This is a genomic window from Pseudomonas sp. CGJS7, assembly GCF_036961695.1.
In genome coordinates, this window is the sequence record NZ_JBAMDI010000026.1 from 66,517 (window position 1) to 87,023 (window position 20,507).

The window sequence follows — 20,507 nt, forward strand, 5'->3', positions numbered from 1 at the left end:
TTCAAGTGCGCGAGGCGCGAGAGCGTGCCCGCGAATCCGGACGCGCGATCAGACCGATTCGGCAAGACGCTGCCGCAGCAGGCTCTGCGCGGCCAGAACCGCTTCGGCGCTGAGGCGGAACTTGCGCTTGGGCGCGCCTTGTCCGGTCCAGGCGAAGCGACGCCACAGCGCCAACGGCACCCCGGTTTCGGTTTGGCCGCCGCGCAGGCGGCGCAGCAGCAGTTCGGTGTAGGTGTACAGCGCCAAGGCTTCGCGGAATGCGGCGTCGCGCATCAGCGCATCGACTTCGTGCTGCTCCAGCAGACGGTCGCAATCCAGCGCGATTTCGTCGAGCCAGTAGCGCATGGTCTTGTCGGCGCGATGCCTGTCCACCGGGCGCAGCCGGGTTGCGCGCAGCGAGGGGTTGTTGATGTACCAGCTGCATATCTCGCAAAAACAATGCGCGTCCGGCGAGTACAGCCGTTGCCCGGGGTCGGCCACCAGGCGTTGGCTGTCGCCGATCCGGCTTGCGAACAAGCGGCAAAACGCCTGCAACTGCTCCAGCGGCGGGCGCGCCGACGGCGGCAATTCGGCGTAGTAGCGTTGAATCCATTCCGCCGCGGCTTGTCGATCGGTGGCGTAAGCGTGCGCGGCCTGGAAACCGATGAAGCCGCGCTCGATGGCCTGGGCCATCCACTTCAACAGCGCGTAGCTTCGCGCCTGCAGATCCACTGCGTACTCGATGTCTGCTTCCTGCAACATGGCGCGATCTTAGCGGCGTGTTGCAAGCGGAGCCGAGGCCGTTCGTCGGTGGCTGAGCGGTTGCTTGCGGTTCGTCGATGCGGTGGGTTCACCGCGCAAGCTCATGCCCTCATTCCCGCGAATGTCGGCCCCGCTTTGCTTCGGCGGACCCGAGCATACAAAACCTTCAGCGTCATCCCTCCAGAACGTCATCCCCGCGAAGGCGGGGATCCAGAGACTTCAGCGCCATCCTTCCAGGCCGTCATTCCCGCGAACGCGGGAATCCAGCGACTTCAAGCGTTCTCGCACGAAAGGCACTGGATGTTCGGCTCCGCCGAAGTAAAGCGGAGCCCGCGTTCGCGGGAATGACGTTCTGGAAAATTCGATCGGGGTGGATGTTGTTGTTATCTCAGCGTCGGTATGCGATGACGCGCAGCCCGCTCAACAACCGTGGTGGCACGTTCATCGGCTCGTAGCGCCCGATCAACTCAACAAAATCACCGTAGCCAACCCAAGGAAGCTCAAGAACCCCATCACATCGGTCAGCGTAGTCAAAATCACGCCGCCCGCCAGCGCCGGGTCGAAACCCAAACGCTTGAGCGTGATCGGCACCAGCACGCCGCCAGCAGCGGCCGTGAGCAGATTGATAGTCAACGCGGTGCCGATCACCAACGACAAGCCCGGCTGGCGGAACCACAGCAGCACGATCAAACCCAGCCCGATGCCGAGCACCAGGCCGTTGATCAAGGCCACCGACAGCTCCTTGCGCAGCAGCACGCCGACGTTGGAGGCGCCGATCTGGCCCAGGGCCAGGCCGCGGATCATCAGCGCCAGCACCTGGGTGCCGGCGTTGCCGCCCATGCCGGCGACGATCGGCATCAGCGCGGCCAACGCCACCAGTTTGGCGATGCTGCCTTCGAATTGGCCGACCACGCTGGCGGCCAGGAACGCCGTGCACAGGTTGACGCTGAGCCAGATCAGCCGGCGCCGGAACGCGCGCCGCACCGGGCTGAACAAGTCTTCGTCTTCGTCCAGGCCGGCTGCGCTGAAGGCCTGGTGTTCGGCTTCTTCGCGGATGATGTCGACCACGTCGTCGATGGTGATGCGGCCAAGCAGGATGTTGTTGTCGTCGACGACCGGGGCGCTGATCCAGTCGTGGTCGGAGAATTGGCGCGCGACTTCGCCGGCGGTTTCGCCGACGTCGATGGCGGGTTGTTCGTCGTCGATCAGTTTGTTGATCGCGGTGCCGGGCTCGTGGGTCAGCAGCGCAGCCAGGGCGATGCGGCCCAGGTATTGGTGGCGGCGGCTGACCACGTACAGGTGGTCGGTGTGCTCGGGCAATTCGCCGCGCAGGCGCAGGTAACGCAGGACCACGTCGATGGTGGTGTCGGCGCGCACCGTCACCACGTCGGGATTCATCAGGCGGCCGGCGGTGTCTTCCGGGTAGGACAGCACTTGCTCGAGCCGCTCGCGGTTCTCGCGGTCCATCGACTTGAGCACTTCGTCGATGACGGTGTCGGGCAGGTCTTCGACCAGATCGGCCAAGTCGTCGATGTCGAGGTCTTCGACCGCGGCGACGATTTCGTCGGTGTCCATGTCCGCGAGCAGGCTTTCGCGCACTTCTTCGCCGACGTGGACCAGCACTTCGCCGTCGTCTTCCGGATCGACCAGCCCCCACACCACCACGCGCTTGCCCGGGGGCAGCGATTCGAGCAGGTTGCCGATCTCGGCCGGCGACAGGGTGTTGACCAAGCGCCGCACCGGCCCCAGACGACCGCTGTCCAGCGCATCGGAAAGCAGGCGCAATTGACGTGCGGTCTTGTCGTGGCGGACGGCTTCGGCCATGCGGTACTTCCTGGCGGGGGACGGGCGCGGCCACGAAGCCGGCGTGGGTCTGACGATACCGTCGCATTATCGCCCGCGATGGCGGCAAAACCCAGTGAAATCGATGGGGCGCGAGCAGGCGGGGCGCGGACGGCCCGGCGCCGCGCGCGGGCGGTGAACGTCAGTGAATCAAAAGCGCGGCGGCCGTCGATAAGCTCGCCCGACCGCCCGGGAAGGGCTCGCAAAGGAGCGCACACAGTGGCATTGGATCCGACGCAGATCGCAACGATCGTCGAGCGGCACTTTCAACCCTTGGTCGCGCCGCTGGATTGCGCGGCGCCGGGCAAGGCCCCCGGGATTCTGGTCGGCCTCACGCAGGGCACGCAGGTGCAGTACTTCCAGTTCGGCGAAGTGATGCTGGCCGAGCCGACCGGCGCCAAGCCGGCGCCGGAGGAGATCGTGGTGTGGATCGGCTCCAACACCAAGGTGGTCACCGCGACCTTGCTGGCCTTGACCCACAGCGCCGAGTCGCCGGCGGTGATTCCGGTCGGGCTGTACACCCCGGCCGCGCAGTTGTTGCCCAAGGGCATCGGCATCGGCAGCTATCAGGACCAGCCGATCCTGCTGCGGCATCTGGCCAGCCACAGCGCCGGCTTTCCCGATGGCCCGTGCGGGGAACAGAAATTCGGCGATTACACCTTCGAGATGACCACGAAGTTCTTGCGCACGTTCGCGCCGCCGTATCCGCCCGGGCAGCTGTATCACTACAGCGATCAGGGCTTCGCCTTGCTCGGCGCGCTGTTGTCGCACGCCTATCGCGCCGATGGCGACATCCTCGCCGGCGCGGATTGGGACGTCAGCTACCAGGCATGGCCGCAGATCGCCCGCCAGTACATCACCGCGCCGCTGGGCATGAACTGCACTCAGGTCGATTACATGCCGGTGATCGACCGGGTGGCGCAGGGGTTCGGCAACGGCGTCGCGGGGCAGGCGTATCCGAAGGTCGCCTCGCCGGTGTTGGTACTGGATTCGGCCGCGCTTGGCGCGGGCGCGTTGTCCTCGACGCTGGCGGACATGGTGCGGTTTTTGCAGGCGCAGATCGCGCCGCCGGCGGGGCCGCTGGGCGAGGCGATCGCGCTGACGCATCAGTTGCAAGGCGAGCAGTTGGCGACCGGCCTGGGTTGGCAACTGGGCAACGGCTACTTTTACAAGGACGGCTTGGTGCCGGGGCATGCCTCGTTCATGGCGTTCGATCCAGTCGACGCCATCGGCTTGTTCGCCTACGCCAACAGTTGGGGCGGCGATCATGGCGCGAGTTTGGGCGTGGCGACGCGCGAGGTGTTGGGAGAGTTGCGCGGGCCGCCGGCTTGGCCGGGGAAGCCGATGCAGCCGGTGTGGGCTCCGCAGTGTCCGGTTTAGTGGTGCTGGGGGAGTGGGATCAAGATCAAGATCAAAATGGGTTCCGGCTTTCGCCGGAATGACGGTGGGGAGGTTGCGCGGTTTATTGCCAGCGTGCGGGGTTATTGGCGGCGCTGGCCGCGAGACGGATGGATGTCCGCCTCGCGCGCGGTCAGGCTTTGAGCCAGGCCTCGATGCCCGCGCGATCCTTGGCCCGCAACAGCGCCGGCGCGCGCTTGCGCAGGGCGTCCAGGTTCAAGCCGCGGATCGCCCGGCGCAGTTCCAGCAAGGTCGCCGGGTGCAGGCTGAATTCTTCCAGCCCCAGCGCCAGCAGCAGCGGCGCGAAACTGGCGTCGCCGGCCATTTCGCCGCACACCGCCACCGGTTTGCCGCGTGCCTTGCCCAGCCGGATCACGTCGCGGATCACCCGCAGCACCGCCGGATGCAGCGGGTGGTACAGCTCGCTGAGCGCTTCGTTGTTGCGGTCGGCGGCGAGCAGGTACTGGACCAGGTCGTTGGTGCCGATGGACAGAAAATCGATCAGGCCGATGAAACCGGGCAGGGCGATCGCCGCGGCGGGCACTTCGATCATCGCGCCCAGCGGTACGTTCTCGGCGATCTCGTGGCCCTGCTTGCGCAGGTCCGCGGCGACCCGGGTCAGCAGCTTGCGCACGCTGCGCACTTCTTCGGTCGAGCTGATCATCGGCACCAGCACCCGCACCGGGCCGTAGCCGGAGGCGCGCAGGATCGCGCGCAACTGGGTTTCCAGCAGGCCCTCGCGCGCCATCGACAGGCGCACGCCGCGCACGCCCAGCGCCGGGTTGGGTTCATCGCGCAGCGCCAGACCGGTCTTGTCGGCCTTGTCCGCGCCCAGATCCAGGGTGCGGATGGTGACGGTGCGGCCGGTCATGCCGAGCACGACGTCGCGGTAGACGCGGAACTGCTCGTCTTCGTCGGGCAGCTCGTTGCGCTGCAGGAACAGGAATTCGGTGCGGTACAGGCCCACGCCCGCGGCGCCGAGCGCGTGCGCCTCGGCCACGTCGTCGCGCGATTCGGCGTTGGCGTAGAGCTTGATGTCGACGCCGTCGAGGGTGCGGGTGGGTTCGCGGCGCAGGCGGTGCAGTTGCTTGCGCTCGCGCGCTGATTCGCGCACCCGTGCGCGGTGCGCGCGCAGGTCGTCGGCGTTGGGTTCCAGGATCACCGTGCCGGTGAGGCCGTCGACCACCAGCGCGTCGCCGTCGTTGACCTTCAGCAGCGCCTGCGCGGCGCCGACGATCAGCGGCAAGTGCAGGCTGCGCGCCAGGATCGCGCTGTGCGACAGGGTGCTGCCGGCGGCGGTGACGATCGCCATCACCCCTTGCGCCTGCAACTGCGCCAGTTCGGCCGGGGCGACGTTGTCGGTGACCAGAATCTCGCCGGCCACCCCCTGGGTGTCGTGATCGCGCCGGTGCAAGGCCGCGTGGATGCGCCCGATCACCTGATCGATATCGTCCACGCGGCTGCGGAAGTACGCGTCGTCCATCGCCTCGAACACCGAGGCGATGCGGTCGCGCTGCAGGCGCAGGGCGTAGTCGGCGGCGTAGTGGCCGGTGCGGATCAGTTCGTCCAGGCCTTGCAGCAGTTCCGGGTCGTCCAGCAGCAGGGTGTGCAGGTCGAGGAACTCGCCGACCTCGTGCGCGAGCGCGCCGTGCAGGCGCTCGCGCAGGGTGTGCATTTCATTGCGCACGGTGTCGATGGCTGCGTGCAGGCGCGCCAGTTCGCCTTCGACCTGCGCATCGCCGATGCGTTCCTCGGCCACTTCCAGCGCGTGCGGCAGCCTGACCCGGGCGCGGCCCAGCGCGCTGCCTCGTGAGGCGCCGTGACCTTGGAATTCTTGCCGCATCCGCGCCTCCGGCTCAGCTGTCTTCGTCGAAACGGCGGTCGAACAGCGCGACCACGGCTTCGGCCGCGTTGGCTTCGTCTTCGCCGTCCACGCGCAGTTTGACGTGGGTGCCTTGGCCGGCGGCGAGCAGCATCACGCCCATGATGCTCTTGGCGTTGACCTCGCGGCCCTTGGCGGTGAGGGTGGCGTTGCTGCGGAAGGCCGACAGCACCTGCACCAGCTTGGCGGTGGCGCGGGCGTGCAGGCCCAGTCGGTTGGAAACGGTCAGGTCGCGTTCGATCATGTCGGGGTCCTCAGGCATTGGTCGAGCGCATCGTGTTCGATACGGCCGTGGCGCTTGGTTCGGTTGTGGCGGTAGTGCTTTATTGCGGTTCGCGTCATGCGTTCAAGGGGCTTGCTGAAAATGGATGCGGCAAACGTGGCCGCGCTCACGCATCGCCGCGCTAAGCCTCATCGAGGATCACGCCGTTGCGGGCGCCGGCGGCGGCGACCGCGGGCAGTTGGTCCAGGCCGAGCTCGGCGTAGTTCATCACCCGCATCAGCATCGGCAGGCTCAACGCCGACACCCGCCGCACCGGCGTGCCCAACTGGGCCACGCGCGCGGCCAGATTGCTCGGCGAGGCGCCGTACAGATCGGTCAGCACCAGCACGCCGTCGCCGTCGTCGACGCGGCGCAGCGCCGCGCTGGCGACCGGCAGCATCTGCTCCAGGTCCGCGTCGAACGGGACTTCCAGGGCTTCGGTGCGCAGCGGCAGCGGATTGAGCAGACGGCCGGCGACAGCGACCAGCGCGCTGCCGATTCCGGAGTGGGTGATGAGTAGGACGCCGACGGACATGCGACCAACTTAACAGAGCACGGTGACGGGCCGAAAGCGTCCGGGCGGTCGCGCGGCGATTTATCGCGGTGGGGCCGCGCCCGGCGGCGGATCGATGCCGCAGCGCAGCGTGCCGCGTCGGCGGTGGTGCGCCAGGGCGGGCGCGAAACTGCGGCGCGTGGTGGCGCGCGTGTCGGGCCGGTATCGAAACGCGCCGGCGCTGGGTTCGTCCGAACCGATGGTCGGCCGGCCAATCGAACGGGCCGCCCGTGGGCGGCCCGTTGCGGTGGACCCGATCGCCTCGCCCAAGCCTGTTCGGCCGGAGCGGGGCGGCGCCGTTACTGCTTGGGCGGCGTTTCAGTCTGGTCCTTGTCCGGCGGCGGCGGCGCGCTGTCGGTGGGTTGCGGATTGGCCGGCGGCGCGTCGGTGGGCGGCGTCTCGGCCGGCGGCGGCATGTCCGCCGGGGGCGGAACGGTGTCGCTCGGCGCGGTGGTATCGGCCGGCGCGGTGGCCGCCGGGTCGGGCGCCGGAGTCTCGGTCGGCGGTTTGTTGCAAGCGCTCAGCAGGCCGGCGGCGAGCAGGGCGCTCAGTGCCAGGGCGAGAGTGCGCGGGCGGGGACGCTGGATGTTCATCTTGATCCTTTGCTGATCGACTCAGCGGTGGGGAGAAGAAGGCGCGGGTCCGGTCGTGGCTGTGCGGACCGGCCGCGGGTCATTTGTCGCCGACGCGCTTGTTCTGGCCGGCCTGATATTCCGACAGCGAGATCGCGCCATCGCCGTCGAGATCGTGGACGGAGAAATTGGCGGCCAGGCGCGCGTCCATCGCGGCTTCGTCGCGGCTGATCTTCTGATCGCCGTTGGCGTCGAGTTCGCTGAACTTGGCCGGGCCGACCGCTTCGCCCGGCGGTGGCGGCGTGCGTGCGTCGTTGACCGGCGGTTCGGTGCGTTGCATGGCCGGATTCGGCGATACCGTGCCGGGCGGAGAACCGTTCTGAGCGAACGCCGATGGCGCGGCGGTGGCGGCCAACGCGACTAGCAGGGCCGAACTGAGGTTTCGACCGAGGCCGCGGATCATGAGGTTCATGTCGCTGCTCCGTGGTTGCGGGAACGCCGGGTCGGTGCATCCGGCGCAATTCGAACCTACGGGGCGCGGTGCAAGCGCGGCGGCACGGGGATGGGAAAATTTCGTAAGCGGCGGTGGGTTCCGCGGCGGGGGAGTCACCGCCGATTCACCTGTGGGGCGATGTTTGGCGAATTATTCGCGGTCGCGGTCGCGGTCGCGGTCGCGGTCGCGGTCGCGGTCGCGGTCGCGGTCGCGGTCGCGGATCGGTCACCGTCGCCGTCGCGGCTGCTGCTGCCCGCTGCATCGAAACTCCCCCACCCGTCATTCCGGAGAAAGCCGGAACCCATTTTGATTTTGCCGTTGCTCGAAACTCGAGACAGCAACAGCAACGTCAAAATGGGTTCCGGCTTTCGCCGGAATGACGGTGAAGGGGGTTTGAGTTTTCGTTTCGCCGGAATGGCGGTGGGTGAGGTTTTGGCGGGAATGGCGGTGAAACGAGCCTTACCCGCGCTCAATCCAACTCGCGATGATGCACCGCCACTTCATTCCACCCGCGCAGCCGCGCATGCTCGGCCAAGCGCTCGGCCAAATACACCGAACGATGCCGCCCGCCGGTGCAACCGAAGGCGATGGTCGCGTAGCTGCGGGTGCTGTCCGATTGCAGGCGCGGCAACCAGGTGTCGAGGAACTGGCTGATCTGCTCGACGTACAAGGCCACGTCGGCTTGCGATTCCATGTACTCGCGCACGCCGCCGTCGCGGCCCGACAACGGCCGCAGCGCCGGATTCCAGTGCGGATTGGGCAGCGCGCGCGCGTCGAACACGAAGTCGGCGTCGGCCGGCACGCCGCGCCGGTAGGCGAAGGATTCGAACAGCAGCGACATGCCGGCCTCGCCGTCGAGACCGAATTCGGTGATGACGTGGCGGCGCAGCTGGTGCACGTTGAGTTCGCTGGTGTCGACGATCGCGTCGGCGATCTGGCGCAGCGGCTTGAGCACTTGCCGTTCCAGCGAAATCGCATCGGCCAGGGCCAGCCCGAACTGGCTCAGCGGATGGCGCCGGCGGGTGTCGGCGTAACGCTTGAGCAATACCGAATCGCTGGATTCGAAGAACACCAGTTTCGGATCCGCGCCCAATGCGCCGACCGCCGACAACCACTCGGGAATATTGGCCAGATCGCTGTGGCGGTTGCGCACGTCGATGCCGACCGCGAGCTTGGTCGGCATGCCGTCTTCGGCCTTGATCACGTTCTGCACGAACTGCGGCAGCAATTCCGCCGGCAAATTGTCGACGCAGTAGAAACCCAGGTCTTCGAAGGTGTTCAAGGCCACCGACTTGCCCGAGCCGGACATGCCGCTGACGATGACCAGACTGAAGCCGCTGGCTTCAGGCAAAGGCTCGGCGTTCGCGCGCGTGGCGGTGGACGCACTGGCTTGGGGTTCGATGCCGCTCACGATTCGCCGCGCTCCAAAAAGTTGCTGTGCCGGGCGATGAACGCTGCGGCCGGGTCCAGGCCTTTCATGCGCAGGCTGTGCAGGCGCGTGGCCGCTTCGGTCAGCACGGCCAGGTTGCGGCCGGGCATCACCGGCAAGGTGATCATCGGCACGTCCAGGTCCAGCACGCGGCGCAGGCCGGTGTCGCCGGTCAGGCGTTCGATGCCGGCCGGTTTGGGTTCGCTCATCGGCTTGGTCAGGTGCACGATCAGACGCAGGTATTTGTTGTTCTTGACCGCGGTGTCGCCGAACATCTGGCGGATATTGAGCACGCCCAGGCCGCGCACTTCCAGCAGGTCCTGGAGCATGTCCGGGCAGGTGCCGTCGAGCACGTCCGGCGCGATCTGGGTGAACTCCGGCGCGTCGTCGGCGACCAGCCGATGCCCGCGCGTCACCAGTTCCAGGGCCAGCTCGCTTTTGCCCGAACCCGATTCGCCGGTGATCAGCACGCCGATCGAATAGATTTCCATGAACACCCCGTGCAGGGTGATCTGCGGCGCCAGCGCGCGGGCGAGGTGGTATTGCAGGTGATTGAGCAGTTCGTGGCCGCGTCGCGGCGACACCCACAGCGGCGTGTCGGTTTCTTCCGCGGCGATGCGCAGGTCTTCCGGGCAGGGTTGGTCTTTGCTGATGACCAGCGCCAGCGGGCGGAACTGGATGATCTTTTCGATGGTTTCCCAGCGCAGGCGCGAATCCAGGCCGTCGAGCCAGGTCAGCTCTTCGGTGCCCAGGATCTGCACTTTGTTCGGATAGATCGCGTTGAGGTAACCGGCGAGCGAGGGGCGGCGGGCGACGGTGTTGACCGCCTCGACCAATCGGCCTTCGCCGCGTTGACCGGCCAGCCAGCGCAAGGCGAGGCGCTCGCGCTGTTGTTCGAACAGTTCGCCTGCACGGATGCTTTTGCTCATGGACGCGAAGTCTACGGGATTCGGGTTACGCGAGCCTGATTGCCCCCTTTTAAAAAGGGGGCGGCGACTGCGGAGCGGGCTCGGGGGATTTGCGCGGGAGTAGAGCAAAAGCAAATCCCCCCTGGCCCCCCCTTTTTCAAAGGGGGGAACGCTTCGGGGAGGTGTGGTCGGAGCTCGGGCCGCGCTGCGGCGGCAATATTCGGGTTGCGCGGGTCTGATGGTTTCTGTTGCCCCCTTTGGAAAAGGGGGCGGCGACCGCGGAGCGGGCGCGGGGGATTTGCGCGGGAGTAGAGCAAGAGCGAATCCCCCCTAGCCCCCCTTTTTCAAAGGGGGGAACGCTTTCGGGGAGTTGCGGTGGGAGTTCAGGCCGCGCTGCGGCGGCAGTGGTCCAGCAGGCGGTAGCTCAGTTCGGCCACCGTCGGCGCCGAGCGCAGGTGTTCGCGGAAGCCGGCGTCGGCGAAGCGTTCGGCCAATTCGGCCAATAGCTGCAAATGTTGCTGGACGTGGTGTTCGGGCACGGCCATCGCCAGCACCAGATCGACCGGGCAACCGTCGGCGGCGCCGAAATCCACCGGTTGGGCCAGACGCAGGAACACCCCGCGGCTGGTTTCGAACAAGGGGCTGCGCCCGTGCGGGATGGCGACGCCGTGGCCGATGGCGGTGCTGGCGAGTTTTTCGCGTTCGCGCAGGCCCGCGTTGAGCGGGCCGGCGATCAGCGGGCTGCCTTCGGACAGCATGCGCGCGGCGGTTTCGAGCACCGCGTTGCGATCTCCGGGTTCTACCAGGATCGCAACGCGCTCCGCGCTCAACAGTTCGTAAAGCGGCATGACGGCGTTGTGGGTGGCTAGCGGTACGTGGCTGGCGCGGAGTTTACGCTAAGCCTCAGCTGAGTTCGCCGCTGCGGGCGAGGCTTTCGCCGCGGTGGTGGTCGACTTGTTTGCTTTTGTGCTTCATCAACAGGCGGTCGAGCTTGTCGGCGAGCAGGTCGATGGCGGCGTACATGTCGATCGCGGCGGCATCGCAGTGCAGGGTGCGGCCGGCGATGAGGATGGTGGCTTCGGCTCGATGGTCGGGCTTGTCGAGGCTGAGCTGGGTTCGCACGTCGAAGGGATGGTCGTAGTGGCGTTGCAGTCGGGCCAGCTTGGTTTCCACGTAATCGCGCAGGGCTGGGGTGACTTCGAGCTGCTGGCCGTGGGTTTCGATACGCATCGGGACCTCCTTCACGTCGCGGATGAATGCGGAACTCGAGGTTCCGTCCGGCCTTGCCGGACCTGGACGGAACCGGATGACGCCCTGGCCGAGGCCAGGGGGTCCAGCATCTCACGATGAGTTTGCGGCGCAAGGGGCGCGCTGGGTCCTTTGGTCTTAATCGCCGCGGAAGCGATTGATTCGGCGGGAATTTTTAGTCGATGTAAAAGTTTTGCAATGTGATTGGCCGCAAACGGCATGAGCGACGGACTAAGCCCCTCTCCCGCTAGCGGCGCCCGAAGGGGTGCAAGGCTGAGAGGGGTTGGGGTGAGGGCGTTCCAGGTTGCGGCGATGTTTGGACTTCGCGCGCCCTCATCCGCCCCTTCGGGGCACCTTCTCACGCTTTGCGGGAGAAGGGCGGGGCTCAGCCCATTCGCACGCGGTCTTGCGACGACGGAATGCTCATCGCCTCGCGGTACTTGGCCACGGTGCGGCGCGCGACCGGCACGCCGGTGGCCTTCAAGGTTTCGGCCAGACGCGCGTCGGACAAGGGCTTGCGCGGGTTCTCGGCTTCGATCAGGCGCCGGATCATCGCCTGGATCGCGGTGCTGGAGGCCTCGCCGCCGGCGCCGGTATCGATGCCGGAGGCGAAGAACGCGCGCAGCGGTACGGTGCCGCGCGGGGTGCGCGCGTATTTGCGCGCGATCGCGCGCGAGACCGTGGATTCGTGCAGGCCGACTTCGTTGGCGACCTCGCGCAGGGTCAGCGGTCGCAATGCGCTGTCGCCGAATTCCAGGAACGCGGCCTGTTGCTTGAGCAGGCAACGCGCCACCTTCAGCAAAGTGTCGCCGCGCGCTTCCAGGCTCTTGAGCAGCCAGCGCGCCTCTTGCAGATGGCCGCGCAGATAACTGGCGTCGCTGGCGCTGGCGTGGCGGATCATGCCTTCGTAGCCGCGATGGATGGAAATGCGCGGGCGCATGGTTTCCGACAAGGCCACGCGCCACAGGCCGCGCTGGCGCCAGATCACCACGTCGGGGGTGACGTAGGTATCGGTGGAGATCGCGCCCATTTGCGCGCCCGGACGCGGGTCGAGCGAGCGCAGCAGTTGCACCGCGACATCCACCTCGGCCGGATCGAGTTTGAGTTCGGCGGCAAGGCCGGTCACGCCGACCCGCGGCAGGCGTTCCAGCGGACCGGCGCAGATCTGCAGCGCCAGCGCCTTGCCCGGCGTGTCTTCGCTCAAGGTGCCCAGTTGCAGGCTCAGGCATTCGCCGAGCGAACGCGCGCCGGTGCCGACCGGATCGAAACGCTGCACCTGATGCAGCACGGTGACGACTTCTTCCTCGCTCACGCTGAGCTCGGGCGCCAGCGATTGGGCGATGGCCTGCAGCGGCTCGCGCAGGTAGCCGTCGTCGTCGATGGCTTCGATCAGGGCCACGCCGATGCTGCGGTCGCGGGTGGACAGCGGGCTCAGGTGCAGTTGCCACAGCAGGTGATCGAGCAGGGTTTCGGCGTCGGCGACTTGCTCGGCGGCGGGCGAGTCTTCGTCGTTGTCGGACGGGCCGACCCGCTCGTACCAGGTCTCGCCGTCGTCCATGGTCCACTCCGGCTCGGGCGTCGGCGCGTCGCTGCCGGGGCCCGGGCCTTCGCCGTGGTCGGCGTTCTCGCTGGAGGACGCCGAGGTCTGCGGCGGACGCGCGTCGTCCTCGCCGCCCGGCGCGGCCGGCTCGGTCCAGTCCAGCAGCGGGTTGCTTTCCACCGCGCTCGCCAGTTCAGCTTCCAGTTCCACGGCCGACAGTTGCAGCAGACGGATCGCCTGCCGCAATTGCGGCGTCATTACCAGCTGTTGTCCGAGAGAGGCTTGGAGGCGGGGCTTCATGGTTCGATGACTGACGCGACCCTGTAAAGGCAACGACCTGAGATGGCAGGCGGCCGAGTCGTGCATCGCGGGCGTCGTTCGCGCCCGGCAACCGTGAGGTTACAGACGGAACGTTTCACCCAGATAGACGCGACGGACATCGGGATTGGCCAGCAGCGCGTCCGGAGCCCCCTGCGCGAGCACGCCGCCGTCGTTCAGGATATACGCACGATCGCAAATGCCCAAGGTTTCACGAACGTTATGGTCGGTGATGAGGACACCGATCCCGCGATTCTTGAGATGGCGCACGATTCGCTGGATCTCGCCGACCGAAATGGGGTCGACACCGGCGAAGGGTTCGTCCAGTAGCATCAGCCGCGGGCGCGTGGCCAGGGCGCGGGCGATTTCCACGCGGCGGCGCTCGCCGCCGGACAGGCTGGCGCCGAGCTGGTCGGCGACGTGGGTGATCTGCAGCTCGTCCATCAGGCTGGCCAGTTCGCGCTCGATGCCGGCGCGATCGAGGTCGTCGCGCAGTTCCAGCACCAGGCGCAGGTTGTCGGCCACGCTGAGCTTGCGGAACACCGAGGGTTCCTGCGGCAGATAACCGACGCCGTACTTGGCCCGCGCGTACATCGGTTCGGCGGTGATGTCCTTGCCGTCGAGCACGATGCTGCCGGCGTCGGCCGGGACCAGGCCGACGATCATGTAGAAGCAAGTGGTCTTGCCGGCGCCGTTGGGGCCGAGCAAGCCGACCACTTCGCCGGCGTCGAGGGTGAGGCCGAAGTCGCGCACGACTTCGCGCTGGCGGTAGGCCTTGCGCAGGCCTTGGGCGACCAGCATCAGCCGCCTCCCTTCTTGGCGGGGGCGGGCTTGGTCGCGGGCTTGGCCGGCGCCGGCTTGGGCGCGGCCGGGGCGGGAGCGGCCGAGGCGTCCTTGTTCTTGGGCTGCAGGCGCATGCTCACGCGGCCGCCGGTGCCGCCGCTTTCGACCTGGCCGGTCTTCATGTTGTAGACGATGCGTTCGCTGGTGATGGTGTCGCCGGCGTTGTCGACGAAGGCGTTGCCGGTGAGGGTCACCATGTCCTTGGGCATGTCGTAATCGACTTTGTTGGCGCGGCCGGTGAACGGCCTGCCGTCGTCGAGTTCCTGCTTGAGGTTCACTTGCGAACCGGTCAGCGTGACGTAGCTGATGTCGCCGTCGGTGCGCTTGATGTCGGCCTTGGCCGAGGTAATCACCAAGGTGCCCTGGACGATCTTGACGTTGCCGGTGAGCGTGCACGGGCCGCTGTCGCTGCCAGCCGAGCAGTTCATTTGATTGGCGTCGGTATCCATGGGCTGATTGCGGTCGGAGCTGCGCGCGTGCGCGCTCATGACCGGCGCCAACAGCAGCGCGATCAGGCACAGGGCCGGAAAATTAGCGGGCTTTCGCTTCATAGCGCGCCTTGACGTTGGATTGGAGGATCACGTTCTTGGTCTCGAGGTCGGCCTCGAGGCCCAGACCGCTCAGTATAGTGCCGGGTTGGACCATGTTGACCGCGACGGCCGAGGTGGCCTTGTTCGCATCCGGGAAGACGTTCAGTTCCTCGGTGGCGATCTTGATCGGTTTGCCTTCGGCGTTGGTGCTGTCGGCATGGACTTGTCCGCGCAGACGCACCTCATCGGCCTCGGCGCTGACCCAGCCGCGCTGCGAGCGCACTTGCCACGGGCCGCCGTTGCCGCCTTCCTTCGGCGGAATCAGGAACAGCGGCGTGGTGATGTCCATGGTCTTGACCGTGGGATCGCGGGTCAGCTTGGGCGCGCGCAGGGTGAAGGACTCCTTGCCCTGCTTGTCGAGCACCACGGCTTCGAAATCGGTGAGCACGTAGTCCGGCCGGGTGCCGGCCTGGGCCGACTGCGGCTTGTCGCGCTGCGACCACAGCGCCCAGCCGCTGAGCGCGGCGGCGGTGAGCAGGATCAGGGTGAACCATCCGCGCCAGCTCATCCCAGCGCTCCGTTCAATACCGCTTCGGCGTGGCCTTGCGCGCCCAGCAGCAGATCGCACAGTTCGCGCGCCGCGCCTTCGCCGCCGCGCGCCACCGTGCGCCAGTGCACGCGTTCGCGCACCCACGGATGGGCGTTGGCCGGCGCCACCGACAGGCCCACGTGCGGCAGGATCCGCAGATCGGCGAGGTCGTCGCCCATGAAGGCGACCTGTTCCAGGGGCAGCCCCAAGCCCTCGGCGATCTGCTTGACGCAAACCAGCTTGTCCTTGATATCGCCGTGCGAATGCGCGCCGAGTTCGGCGGCGCGATGCGCGGCGATGGCGCCGCCGCGCGCGGTCACGAAATGCACTTCGATCCCGACCTTGCGCAGCAAGGCCAGACCTTGGCCGTCCTGCACGTGGAAGCTTTTGTACTCGCGCCCGTCGCTGTCGAAGGTCAGTCGGCCGTCGGTCAGCGTGCCGTCGACATCGAAGCAGGCCAGCCGGATGCGGGCGGCGCGTTCGCGGATCGCGGCGGGATAGTCGTTGAGGTGGCTGTAAGGCATTGAGCGAGGAGTGAGCGCAGAGGAGTGAGGAGTGAGCGGGGCGGTGATGGCGGGGGCGGCGAATTTTTTGCGGAACTGCGAAGCGAGCGGCCGCTCACTCCTCACTCCTGTGCGCTCACTCCTGGCCTTAAACCACTCTGGCCCGCAACAAGTCGTGAATGTTCAAGGCGCCGACCACCCGCCGTTCAGTATCCACGACCAGCAGACCGCTGATCTTGTGCGTCTCCATCAACTGCGCCGCTTCCACCGCCAGCGCGTCGGCGCCGATGGTCTTGGGCGAGCGGGTCATGACCTCGGCGATGCGGGTCGAACGCAGGTCCACGCCCGGATCGTCGAGGGTGCGGCGCAAGTCGCCGTCGGTGTATAGGCCGATCAGGCGTTGCCCGTCGTCGACCACCGCGGTCATGCCCAGGCGCTTATGGCTCATTTCCACCAACGCCTCGCTGACGGTGGCGTCGGCGGAGATCCGCGGCACGTCTTCGCCGGCGTGCATGATGTCGGTGATGTGCAGCAGCAGCCGGCGGCCGAGCGCGCCGGCCGGGTGCGAGCGGGCGAAATCGTCGGCGGTGAAGCCGCGCGCTTCCAGCAGCGCCACCGCGAGCGCGTCGCCCATCGCCAAGGACGCGGTGGTGCTGGAGGTCGGCGCCAGATCCAGCGGGCAGGCCTCGGCCGGCACGCTGACGTCCAGGTGCACGTCCGATTCGCGCGCCAGCGTGGACTGCGGCCGCCCGGTCATGCCGATCACCGCGTTGCCCTGGCGCTTGAGCACCGGCAGCAGCATCAGCACTTCGTCGCTTTCGCCCGAGTACGACAGGGCCAGGACCACGTCGGCGTCGGTGATCATGCCCAGATCGCCGTGCCCGGCTTCGCCCGGATGGACGTAGAACGAGGGCGTGCCGGTGGAGGCCAGGGTCGCGGCGATCTTGCGCGCGATGTGCCCGGATTTGCCCATGCCGGTGCAGACCACCCGGCCCTTGGCGGCCAGAATCAGCTTGCAGGCCGCGGTGAAATCGCCGTCGATGCGCGCGGCCACCGCCGCCAGCGCCTGCGACTCGATCTCGAACACGCGCCGGCCGCTCTCGGCCAGGCCGCTGTCGCTGGCGTGCGCGGGCAACAGGCGGGTGTCGGACAGGTTGGAGCCGGGAGCGGAGGCAGGTGGGGTCATGAGGGGGCCGGTCCTGGGAATTGCTGATTCAGTGTGTTTCAAGGGGGCGCCGTTTCGGACCGAGGGGCTTTCGGCTAGGCTAATCCGCTAATTCTAAGCGGTTCGTCCGCCCAGCGCCGTCCCGGCCGGCCGATCCGGGCCTGCCGGTCCGTCCTTCGGCCGGGTTCGATGCAGCCCGGCCCCACCGGCCCCCGACCCGCGCAGCGCCACCGCGCCGGCGCAGGCACCGCTTTCCCTACCCACGGTCCGGACCTCCGGGCCGGCCCATTGCAGAGGCTTTGAGTGAACGCCGAAACCATCCGTACCCTGATCGAACAAGGCCTGCCCGGCGCGCAAGCGCAGGTGCGCGGCGACGACGGCGTCCATTTCGAAGCCACCGTGGTGGCCGAGGCCTTCCGCGGCAAGCTGCCGCTGGCCCGCCACCGCCTGGTCTACGCGACCCTGGGCGAGCGCATGGGCGGGGAGATCCATGCCTTGGCGCTGAAGACGATGACGCCGGAAGAAGCGGGCAATCGGGAGTAGGGACTGGGGAACGGGAGGGCGGCCTGCGTCTTCCGACTTCACCTAGACCTCATTCAGCGCGGTCCGTCAGCTTTTACCATTCGCGATTCTCCATTTTCCGATTACCGGCGCACACACATGCAAAAAATCGTGGTCGAAGGCGGCCAGCCGCTCAACGGCGAAGTCCAGATTTCCGGCGCCAAGAACGCCGTCCTGCCGATCCTGTGCGCGACCTTGCTGGCCGACGCGCCGGTAACGATCCGCAACGTGCCGCGTCTGCACGACGTGCTGACCACCGCCAAGCTGCTCGGCGAGCTGGGCGCCGGAGTGACCAGCGAGGGCGCGACGATCACGGTCGATCCGACCACGGTCAACAGCCACGTGGCCCCGTACGAGTTGGTCAAGACCATGCGCGCCTCGGTGCTGGTGCTGGGCCCGTTGCTGGCCAAGTACGGCCAGGCCGAAGTCTCGCTGCCGGGCGGTTGCGCGATCGGTTCGCGGCCGGTGGATCAGCACATCAAGGGGCTGCAGGCGCTGGGCGCGGAGATCACGGTCGAGAACGGCTACATCAAGGCCCAGCGCAAGGGCCGGCTGAAGGGCGCGCGCTTCGTGTTCGACGTGGTCAGCGTGACCGGCACCGAGAACGTGTTGATGGCCGCGGCCCTGGCCGAAGGCACCAGCGTGATCGAGAACGCGGCGATGGAGCCGGAGGTGGTCGATCTGGCCGATTGCCTCAACGCGCTCGGCGCCAACATCGAGAACGCCGGCAGCGGCCGGATCGTGGTCCACGGCGTGGAGCGTCTGCACGGCGGCAGCCACGACGTGCTGCCCGACCGCATCGAAACCGGCACCTTCCTGGTCGCCGCGGCGATGACCGGCGGCCGCGTGGTCACCACCCGCAGCCGCGCCGACACGCTGGATTCGGTGCTGGACAAATTGCGCGACGCCGGCGCGACGATCGAAGTCGACGGCGACCGCATCACCCTGGACATGGGCGGGCGCCGCGCGCGTTCGGTGGATCTGGTGACCGCGCCGTACCCGGCGTTTCCGACCGACATGCAGGCGCAGTTCATGGCGCTCAACTGCATCGCCGAAGGCGCGGGCGTGATCAACGAGACGATCTTCGAAAACCGCTTCATGCACGTCAACGAACTGCTGCGCCTGGGCGCGGACATCCGCGTCGACGGCCACACCGCGGTGATCCGCGGCGTGCCCAAGCTCAGCGGCGCGCCGGTGATGGCGACCGATCTGCGCGCGTCGGCGTCGTTGATCCTGGCTGGGTTGGTGGCGCAGGGCGAGACTACGATCGACCGTATTTATCACCTGGACCGCGGCTACGAGAACATCGAGCAGAAATTGTCGGCGTTGGGGGCGAAGATTCGGCGGGTTGGTTGATTAGCACTGTCGACGCGGCCCGCTTGCCGCGACCTATTCCCTCTCCCGCTTGCGGGAGAGGGCTAGGGTGAGGGGGTGAGCGCTGACAAGCGCGAATGCTTTTGCTCTTCTTTGGCTGCCGGAGCGCCCTCACCCCAACCCGCCCCGGCCCAAACGCATAGCGTTTGGGCGTTCGCGGACGCGCGAGCCAATGGCTCGCAAGCAGCGTCCACTCACCCCGCAAGCGGGAGAGGGGGCAATAAAAAAGCCCCGCATTCGCGGGGCTTTTTGTTGGATCTTCGAAGCAGTCGGCAACGCGCCTCAACGCACCGCCTGCACCCGCAAATCGATCGCATCGCTACCGTTCTCGCGCTGCAAAATCCGCACCGGCACCGGCACGTTCGGCACCACCCACGCGATGGTTTCCTTGTCGCCGTTCTTGCTCGAGACCTTGGTCGCCTGCTGCGACTTGCCGCCGACGGTGATCGCTTCCTTGCCGACCACGCTGTAGGTCAGTTCCTTGACCCGGCCGCTTTCGACCATGCGGTAGCTCATCGGCTTGCCCGCGCCGGCGTCGCGCACCAGCGCCAGATTGACCAGCAACGCGTCCAGATCGCCGCTTTGCAGCTTGATCGGCCCGGCCCGGTCGGGCTTGATGTCGCCGGTCCAGGTCGCTTCGCCGCGCGACCAATCGTAATTGGCGGCGATGTTCTTCTTCTTGGCGAACACCTTGCTCGAATCGCTGCCGCTGAGCGGACGCAGCTTGCCGCCGGCCTCATCGAAGGTGGTGGTCTGGCGCAGCTCGGCCAGCGGGCTGGTGATCGACAGTTCGTACTTCCAGCGGCCGCCGTCGGCCTGGGCCACGGTCATGCGGCCGGCGCCTTGCATGCCCATGTAGCTGGCCGAGTAGTCGGCGCTGAACGGCTTGACCGCCAACGCCGGCGCGCTCACCGCGGCCAGGGCGACGGCCACGGCCGCGAGACGGAGCTTGGGGGAGGGCAATTTGGGGGAGAGCTGGGTCGTCATTGTTCGTTGACTCCTTTGTATTCGACCAGACGCAAATCGTAAGTGTCCTGGCCATCTTCGCGCTGCAGGATGCGCACCGGGGTGGGAACGCCGTCGACCACCCAGATCGAGGTTTCCTCGTTGCCGCTCTGCACGCGGTTGACGCGCATCGCGTTGAAACTCATGTCGTCGACCTTGACGCCTTCCAGCTCCTGGGCCACCAGGTATTGATGGGGGCGCAGGCGCCCGGAATCCACGAACCGGTAGTTCAGGGTCTTGCCGGGCTGGGCGTCGCGGACCACCGCCAGGTTGATCAGCAGGCCGCTCATGTCGCCGTCTTCCAGCGCGATGGGTTTGCGCCGGTGTTCCTTGATGTCGCCGCTCCATTGCGCGGTGCGCTTGGTCCAGTCGTAGCTGCCGTCGATCGTGCGCTTGGAGAACAACAGCTTACGCACCATGGTCTGGCTCAGCGGCCGATACGTGTCGCCGACCAGATCGAACAGCGTGCTTTGCTTGGCCGCCGCGCCGGTCAGGCCCATCATGCCGTGCTCGGCGCGGATGTCGAGGTCGATGCGCCAGTGGCCGCCTTCGGGCTTGACCTGCATGGTCGCGTCGCCCAGCGCCTTGCCGCCGTTGAACACCTGGTAATTGGCCACGAACGGCTCCAGCGCGAGCGCGCTGCCGGGAGCGGCCGCGCCGATCAGCGTGGCCAGAAGCAGGGGCAGGAGGGACTTCATGACGGGCGGGGCGAGTCCTGGAGCGCGGTGCGCAAGGGAGAAGCGTGGCGGGC

The 20,507-nt window shown here is 67.3% G+C and carries 22 protein-coding genes; 3 read left to right on the top strand and 19 right to left on the bottom strand.

The genetic code is table 11. From position 1 onward, the window contains the following. Positions 1-48 precede the first annotated feature (48 nt). A complete protein-coding gene (locus V7787_RS17615; protein ID WP_336088807.1) occupies positions 49-741 on the bottom strand; it encodes a hypothetical protein in 693 nt (230 codons plus the stop codon). Between the two features lie 462 nt (positions 742-1,203). Then, positions 1,204-2,565 (bottom strand): magnesium transporter, encoded by a 1,362-nt coding sequence (gene mgtE, locus V7787_RS17620; RefSeq protein WP_336088808.1) that lies wholly within the window; start codon positions 2,563-2,565, stop codon positions 1,204-1,206. 237 nt (positions 2,566-2,802) lie between these two features. Between mgtE and V7787_RS17625 the strand changes: the two genes are divergently transcribed. Then, positions 2,803-3,963 carry a serine hydrolase domain-containing protein gene (locus V7787_RS17625; protein WP_336088809.1) on the top strand — a complete coding sequence of 387 codons (1,161 nt, stop codon included), beginning with the start codon at positions 2,803-2,805 and terminating at the stop codon, positions 3,961-3,963. A 151-nt stretch (positions 3,964-4,114) separates the two neighbouring features. Here the strand turns inward: V7787_RS17625 and ptsP are convergent, their stop codons facing one another. The 15 genes from ptsP to V7787_RS17700 all read right to left on the bottom strand — a co-directional run bounded on the left by ptsP (position 4,115) and on the right by V7787_RS17700 (position 16,837). Next, entirely contained in the window at positions 4,115-5,824 is a 1,710-nt protein-coding gene (gene ptsP / locus V7787_RS17630; RefSeq protein WP_336088810.1) for a phosphoenolpyruvate--protein phosphotransferase, read from the bottom strand. 13 nt (positions 5,825-5,837) lie between these two features. Further along, entirely contained in the window at positions 5,838-6,107 is a 270-nt protein-coding gene (locus tag V7787_RS17635; protein ID WP_336088811.1) for an HPr family phosphocarrier protein, read from the bottom strand. A gap of 160 nt (positions 6,108-6,267) precedes the next feature. Then, the gene (locus tag V7787_RS17640) at positions 6,268-6,660 is read right to left on the bottom strand and encodes a PTS sugar transporter subunit IIA (protein WP_336088812.1); all 393 of its coding nucleotides are present in this window, start codon (positions 6,658-6,660) and stop codon (positions 6,268-6,270) included. Between the two features lie 317 nt (positions 6,661-6,977). Further along, positions 6,978-7,271 (bottom strand): hypothetical protein, encoded by a 294-nt coding sequence (locus tag V7787_RS17645; protein WP_336088813.1) that lies wholly within the window; start codon positions 7,269-7,271, stop codon positions 6,978-6,980. A 79-nt stretch (positions 7,272-7,350) separates the two neighbouring features. Further along, entirely contained in the window at positions 7,351-7,722 is a 372-nt protein-coding gene (locus V7787_RS17650; protein WP_336088814.1) for a hypothetical protein, read from the bottom strand. 490 nt (positions 7,723-8,212) lie between these two features. Then, complete coding sequence (gene rapZ / locus V7787_RS17655) at positions 8,213-9,154, bottom strand: RNase adapter RapZ (RefSeq protein WP_336088815.1); 942 nt, start codon at positions 9,152-9,154, stop codon at positions 8,213-8,215. Then, positions 9,151-10,101, bottom strand: a complete 951-nt coding sequence (hprK, locus tag V7787_RS17660; protein ID WP_336088816.1) for an HPr(Ser) kinase/phosphatase — start codon at positions 10,099-10,101, stop codon at positions 9,151-9,153. Before hprK ends, rapZ begins: the two co-directional genes overlap by 4 nt. Before the next feature lie 362 nt (positions 10,102-10,463). Next, on the bottom strand, positions 10,464-10,928 hold the full coding sequence (locus V7787_RS17665; protein WP_336088817.1) for a PTS sugar transporter subunit IIA: 465 nt from the start codon (positions 10,926-10,928) through the stop codon (positions 10,464-10,466). 55 nt (positions 10,929-10,983) lie between these two features. Continuing rightward, positions 10,984-11,310, bottom strand: coding sequence for a ribosome hibernation-promoting factor, HPF/YfiA family (gene hpf, locus V7787_RS17670; RefSeq protein WP_336088818.1), 327 nt, complete (start codon positions 11,308-11,310; stop codon positions 10,984-10,986). A 403-nt stretch (positions 11,311-11,713) separates the two neighbouring features. Next, entirely contained in the window at positions 11,714-13,234 is a 1,521-nt protein-coding gene (locus V7787_RS17675) for an RNA polymerase factor sigma-54 (protein ID WP_336088819.1), read from the bottom strand. Between the two features lie 33 nt (positions 13,235-13,267). Next, positions 13,268-13,987 carry an LPS export ABC transporter ATP-binding protein gene (lptB, locus tag V7787_RS17680; RefSeq protein ID WP_336088820.1) on the bottom strand — a complete coding sequence of 240 codons (720 nt, stop codon included), beginning with the start codon at positions 13,985-13,987 and terminating at the stop codon, positions 13,268-13,270. Next, entirely contained in the window at positions 13,987-14,580 is a 594-nt protein-coding gene (gene lptA / locus V7787_RS17685; RefSeq protein WP_336088821.1) for a lipopolysaccharide transport periplasmic protein LptA, read from the bottom strand. The genes lptB and lptA overlap by 1 nt, the downstream gene beginning before the upstream one ends. Further along, complete coding sequence (gene lptC / locus V7787_RS17690; RefSeq protein WP_336088822.1) at positions 14,561-15,127, bottom strand: LPS export ABC transporter periplasmic protein LptC; 567 nt, start codon at positions 15,125-15,127, stop codon at positions 14,561-14,563. Before lptC ends, lptA begins: the two co-directional genes overlap by 20 nt. Beyond that, positions 15,124-15,672, bottom strand: a complete 549-nt coding sequence (locus V7787_RS17695; protein WP_336088823.1) for a KdsC family phosphatase — start codon at positions 15,670-15,672, stop codon at positions 15,124-15,126. The genes lptC and V7787_RS17695 overlap by 4 nt, the downstream gene beginning before the upstream one ends. Positions 15,673-15,799: 127 nt before the next feature. Next, positions 15,800-16,837: a KpsF/GutQ family sugar-phosphate isomerase gene (locus V7787_RS17700; RefSeq protein ID WP_336088824.1), complete on the bottom strand. Its 1,038-nt coding sequence runs from the start codon at positions 16,835-16,837 to the stop codon at positions 15,800-15,802. 282 nt (positions 16,838-17,119) lie between these two features. Here V7787_RS17700 and V7787_RS17705 point away from each other — a divergent pair, with 282 nt between their 5' ends. Beyond that, complete coding sequence (locus tag V7787_RS17705; RefSeq protein ID WP_336088825.1) at positions 17,120-17,359, top strand: BolA family protein; 240 nt, start codon at positions 17,120-17,122, stop codon at positions 17,357-17,359. Between the two features lie 117 nt (positions 17,360-17,476). Beyond that, the gene (gene murA / locus V7787_RS17710) at positions 17,477-18,733 is read left to right on the top strand and encodes a UDP-N-acetylglucosamine 1-carboxyvinyltransferase (RefSeq protein WP_336088826.1); all 1,257 of its coding nucleotides are present in this window, start codon (positions 17,477-17,479) and stop codon (positions 18,731-18,733) included. A gap of 300 nt (positions 18,734-19,033) precedes the next feature. Here murA and V7787_RS17715 read toward each other — a convergent pair whose 3' ends face one another. Further along, the gene (locus tag V7787_RS17715) at positions 19,034-19,738 is read right to left on the bottom strand and encodes a DUF3108 domain-containing protein (protein ID WP_336088827.1); all 705 of its coding nucleotides are present in this window, start codon (positions 19,736-19,738) and stop codon (positions 19,034-19,036) included. Then, the gene (locus V7787_RS17720) at positions 19,735-20,454 is read right to left on the bottom strand and encodes a DUF3108 domain-containing protein (RefSeq protein ID WP_336088828.1); all 720 of its coding nucleotides are present in this window, start codon (positions 20,452-20,454) and stop codon (positions 19,735-19,737) included. Before V7787_RS17720 ends, V7787_RS17715 begins: the two co-directional genes overlap by 4 nt. Positions 20,455-20,507 lie beyond the last annotated feature (53 nt).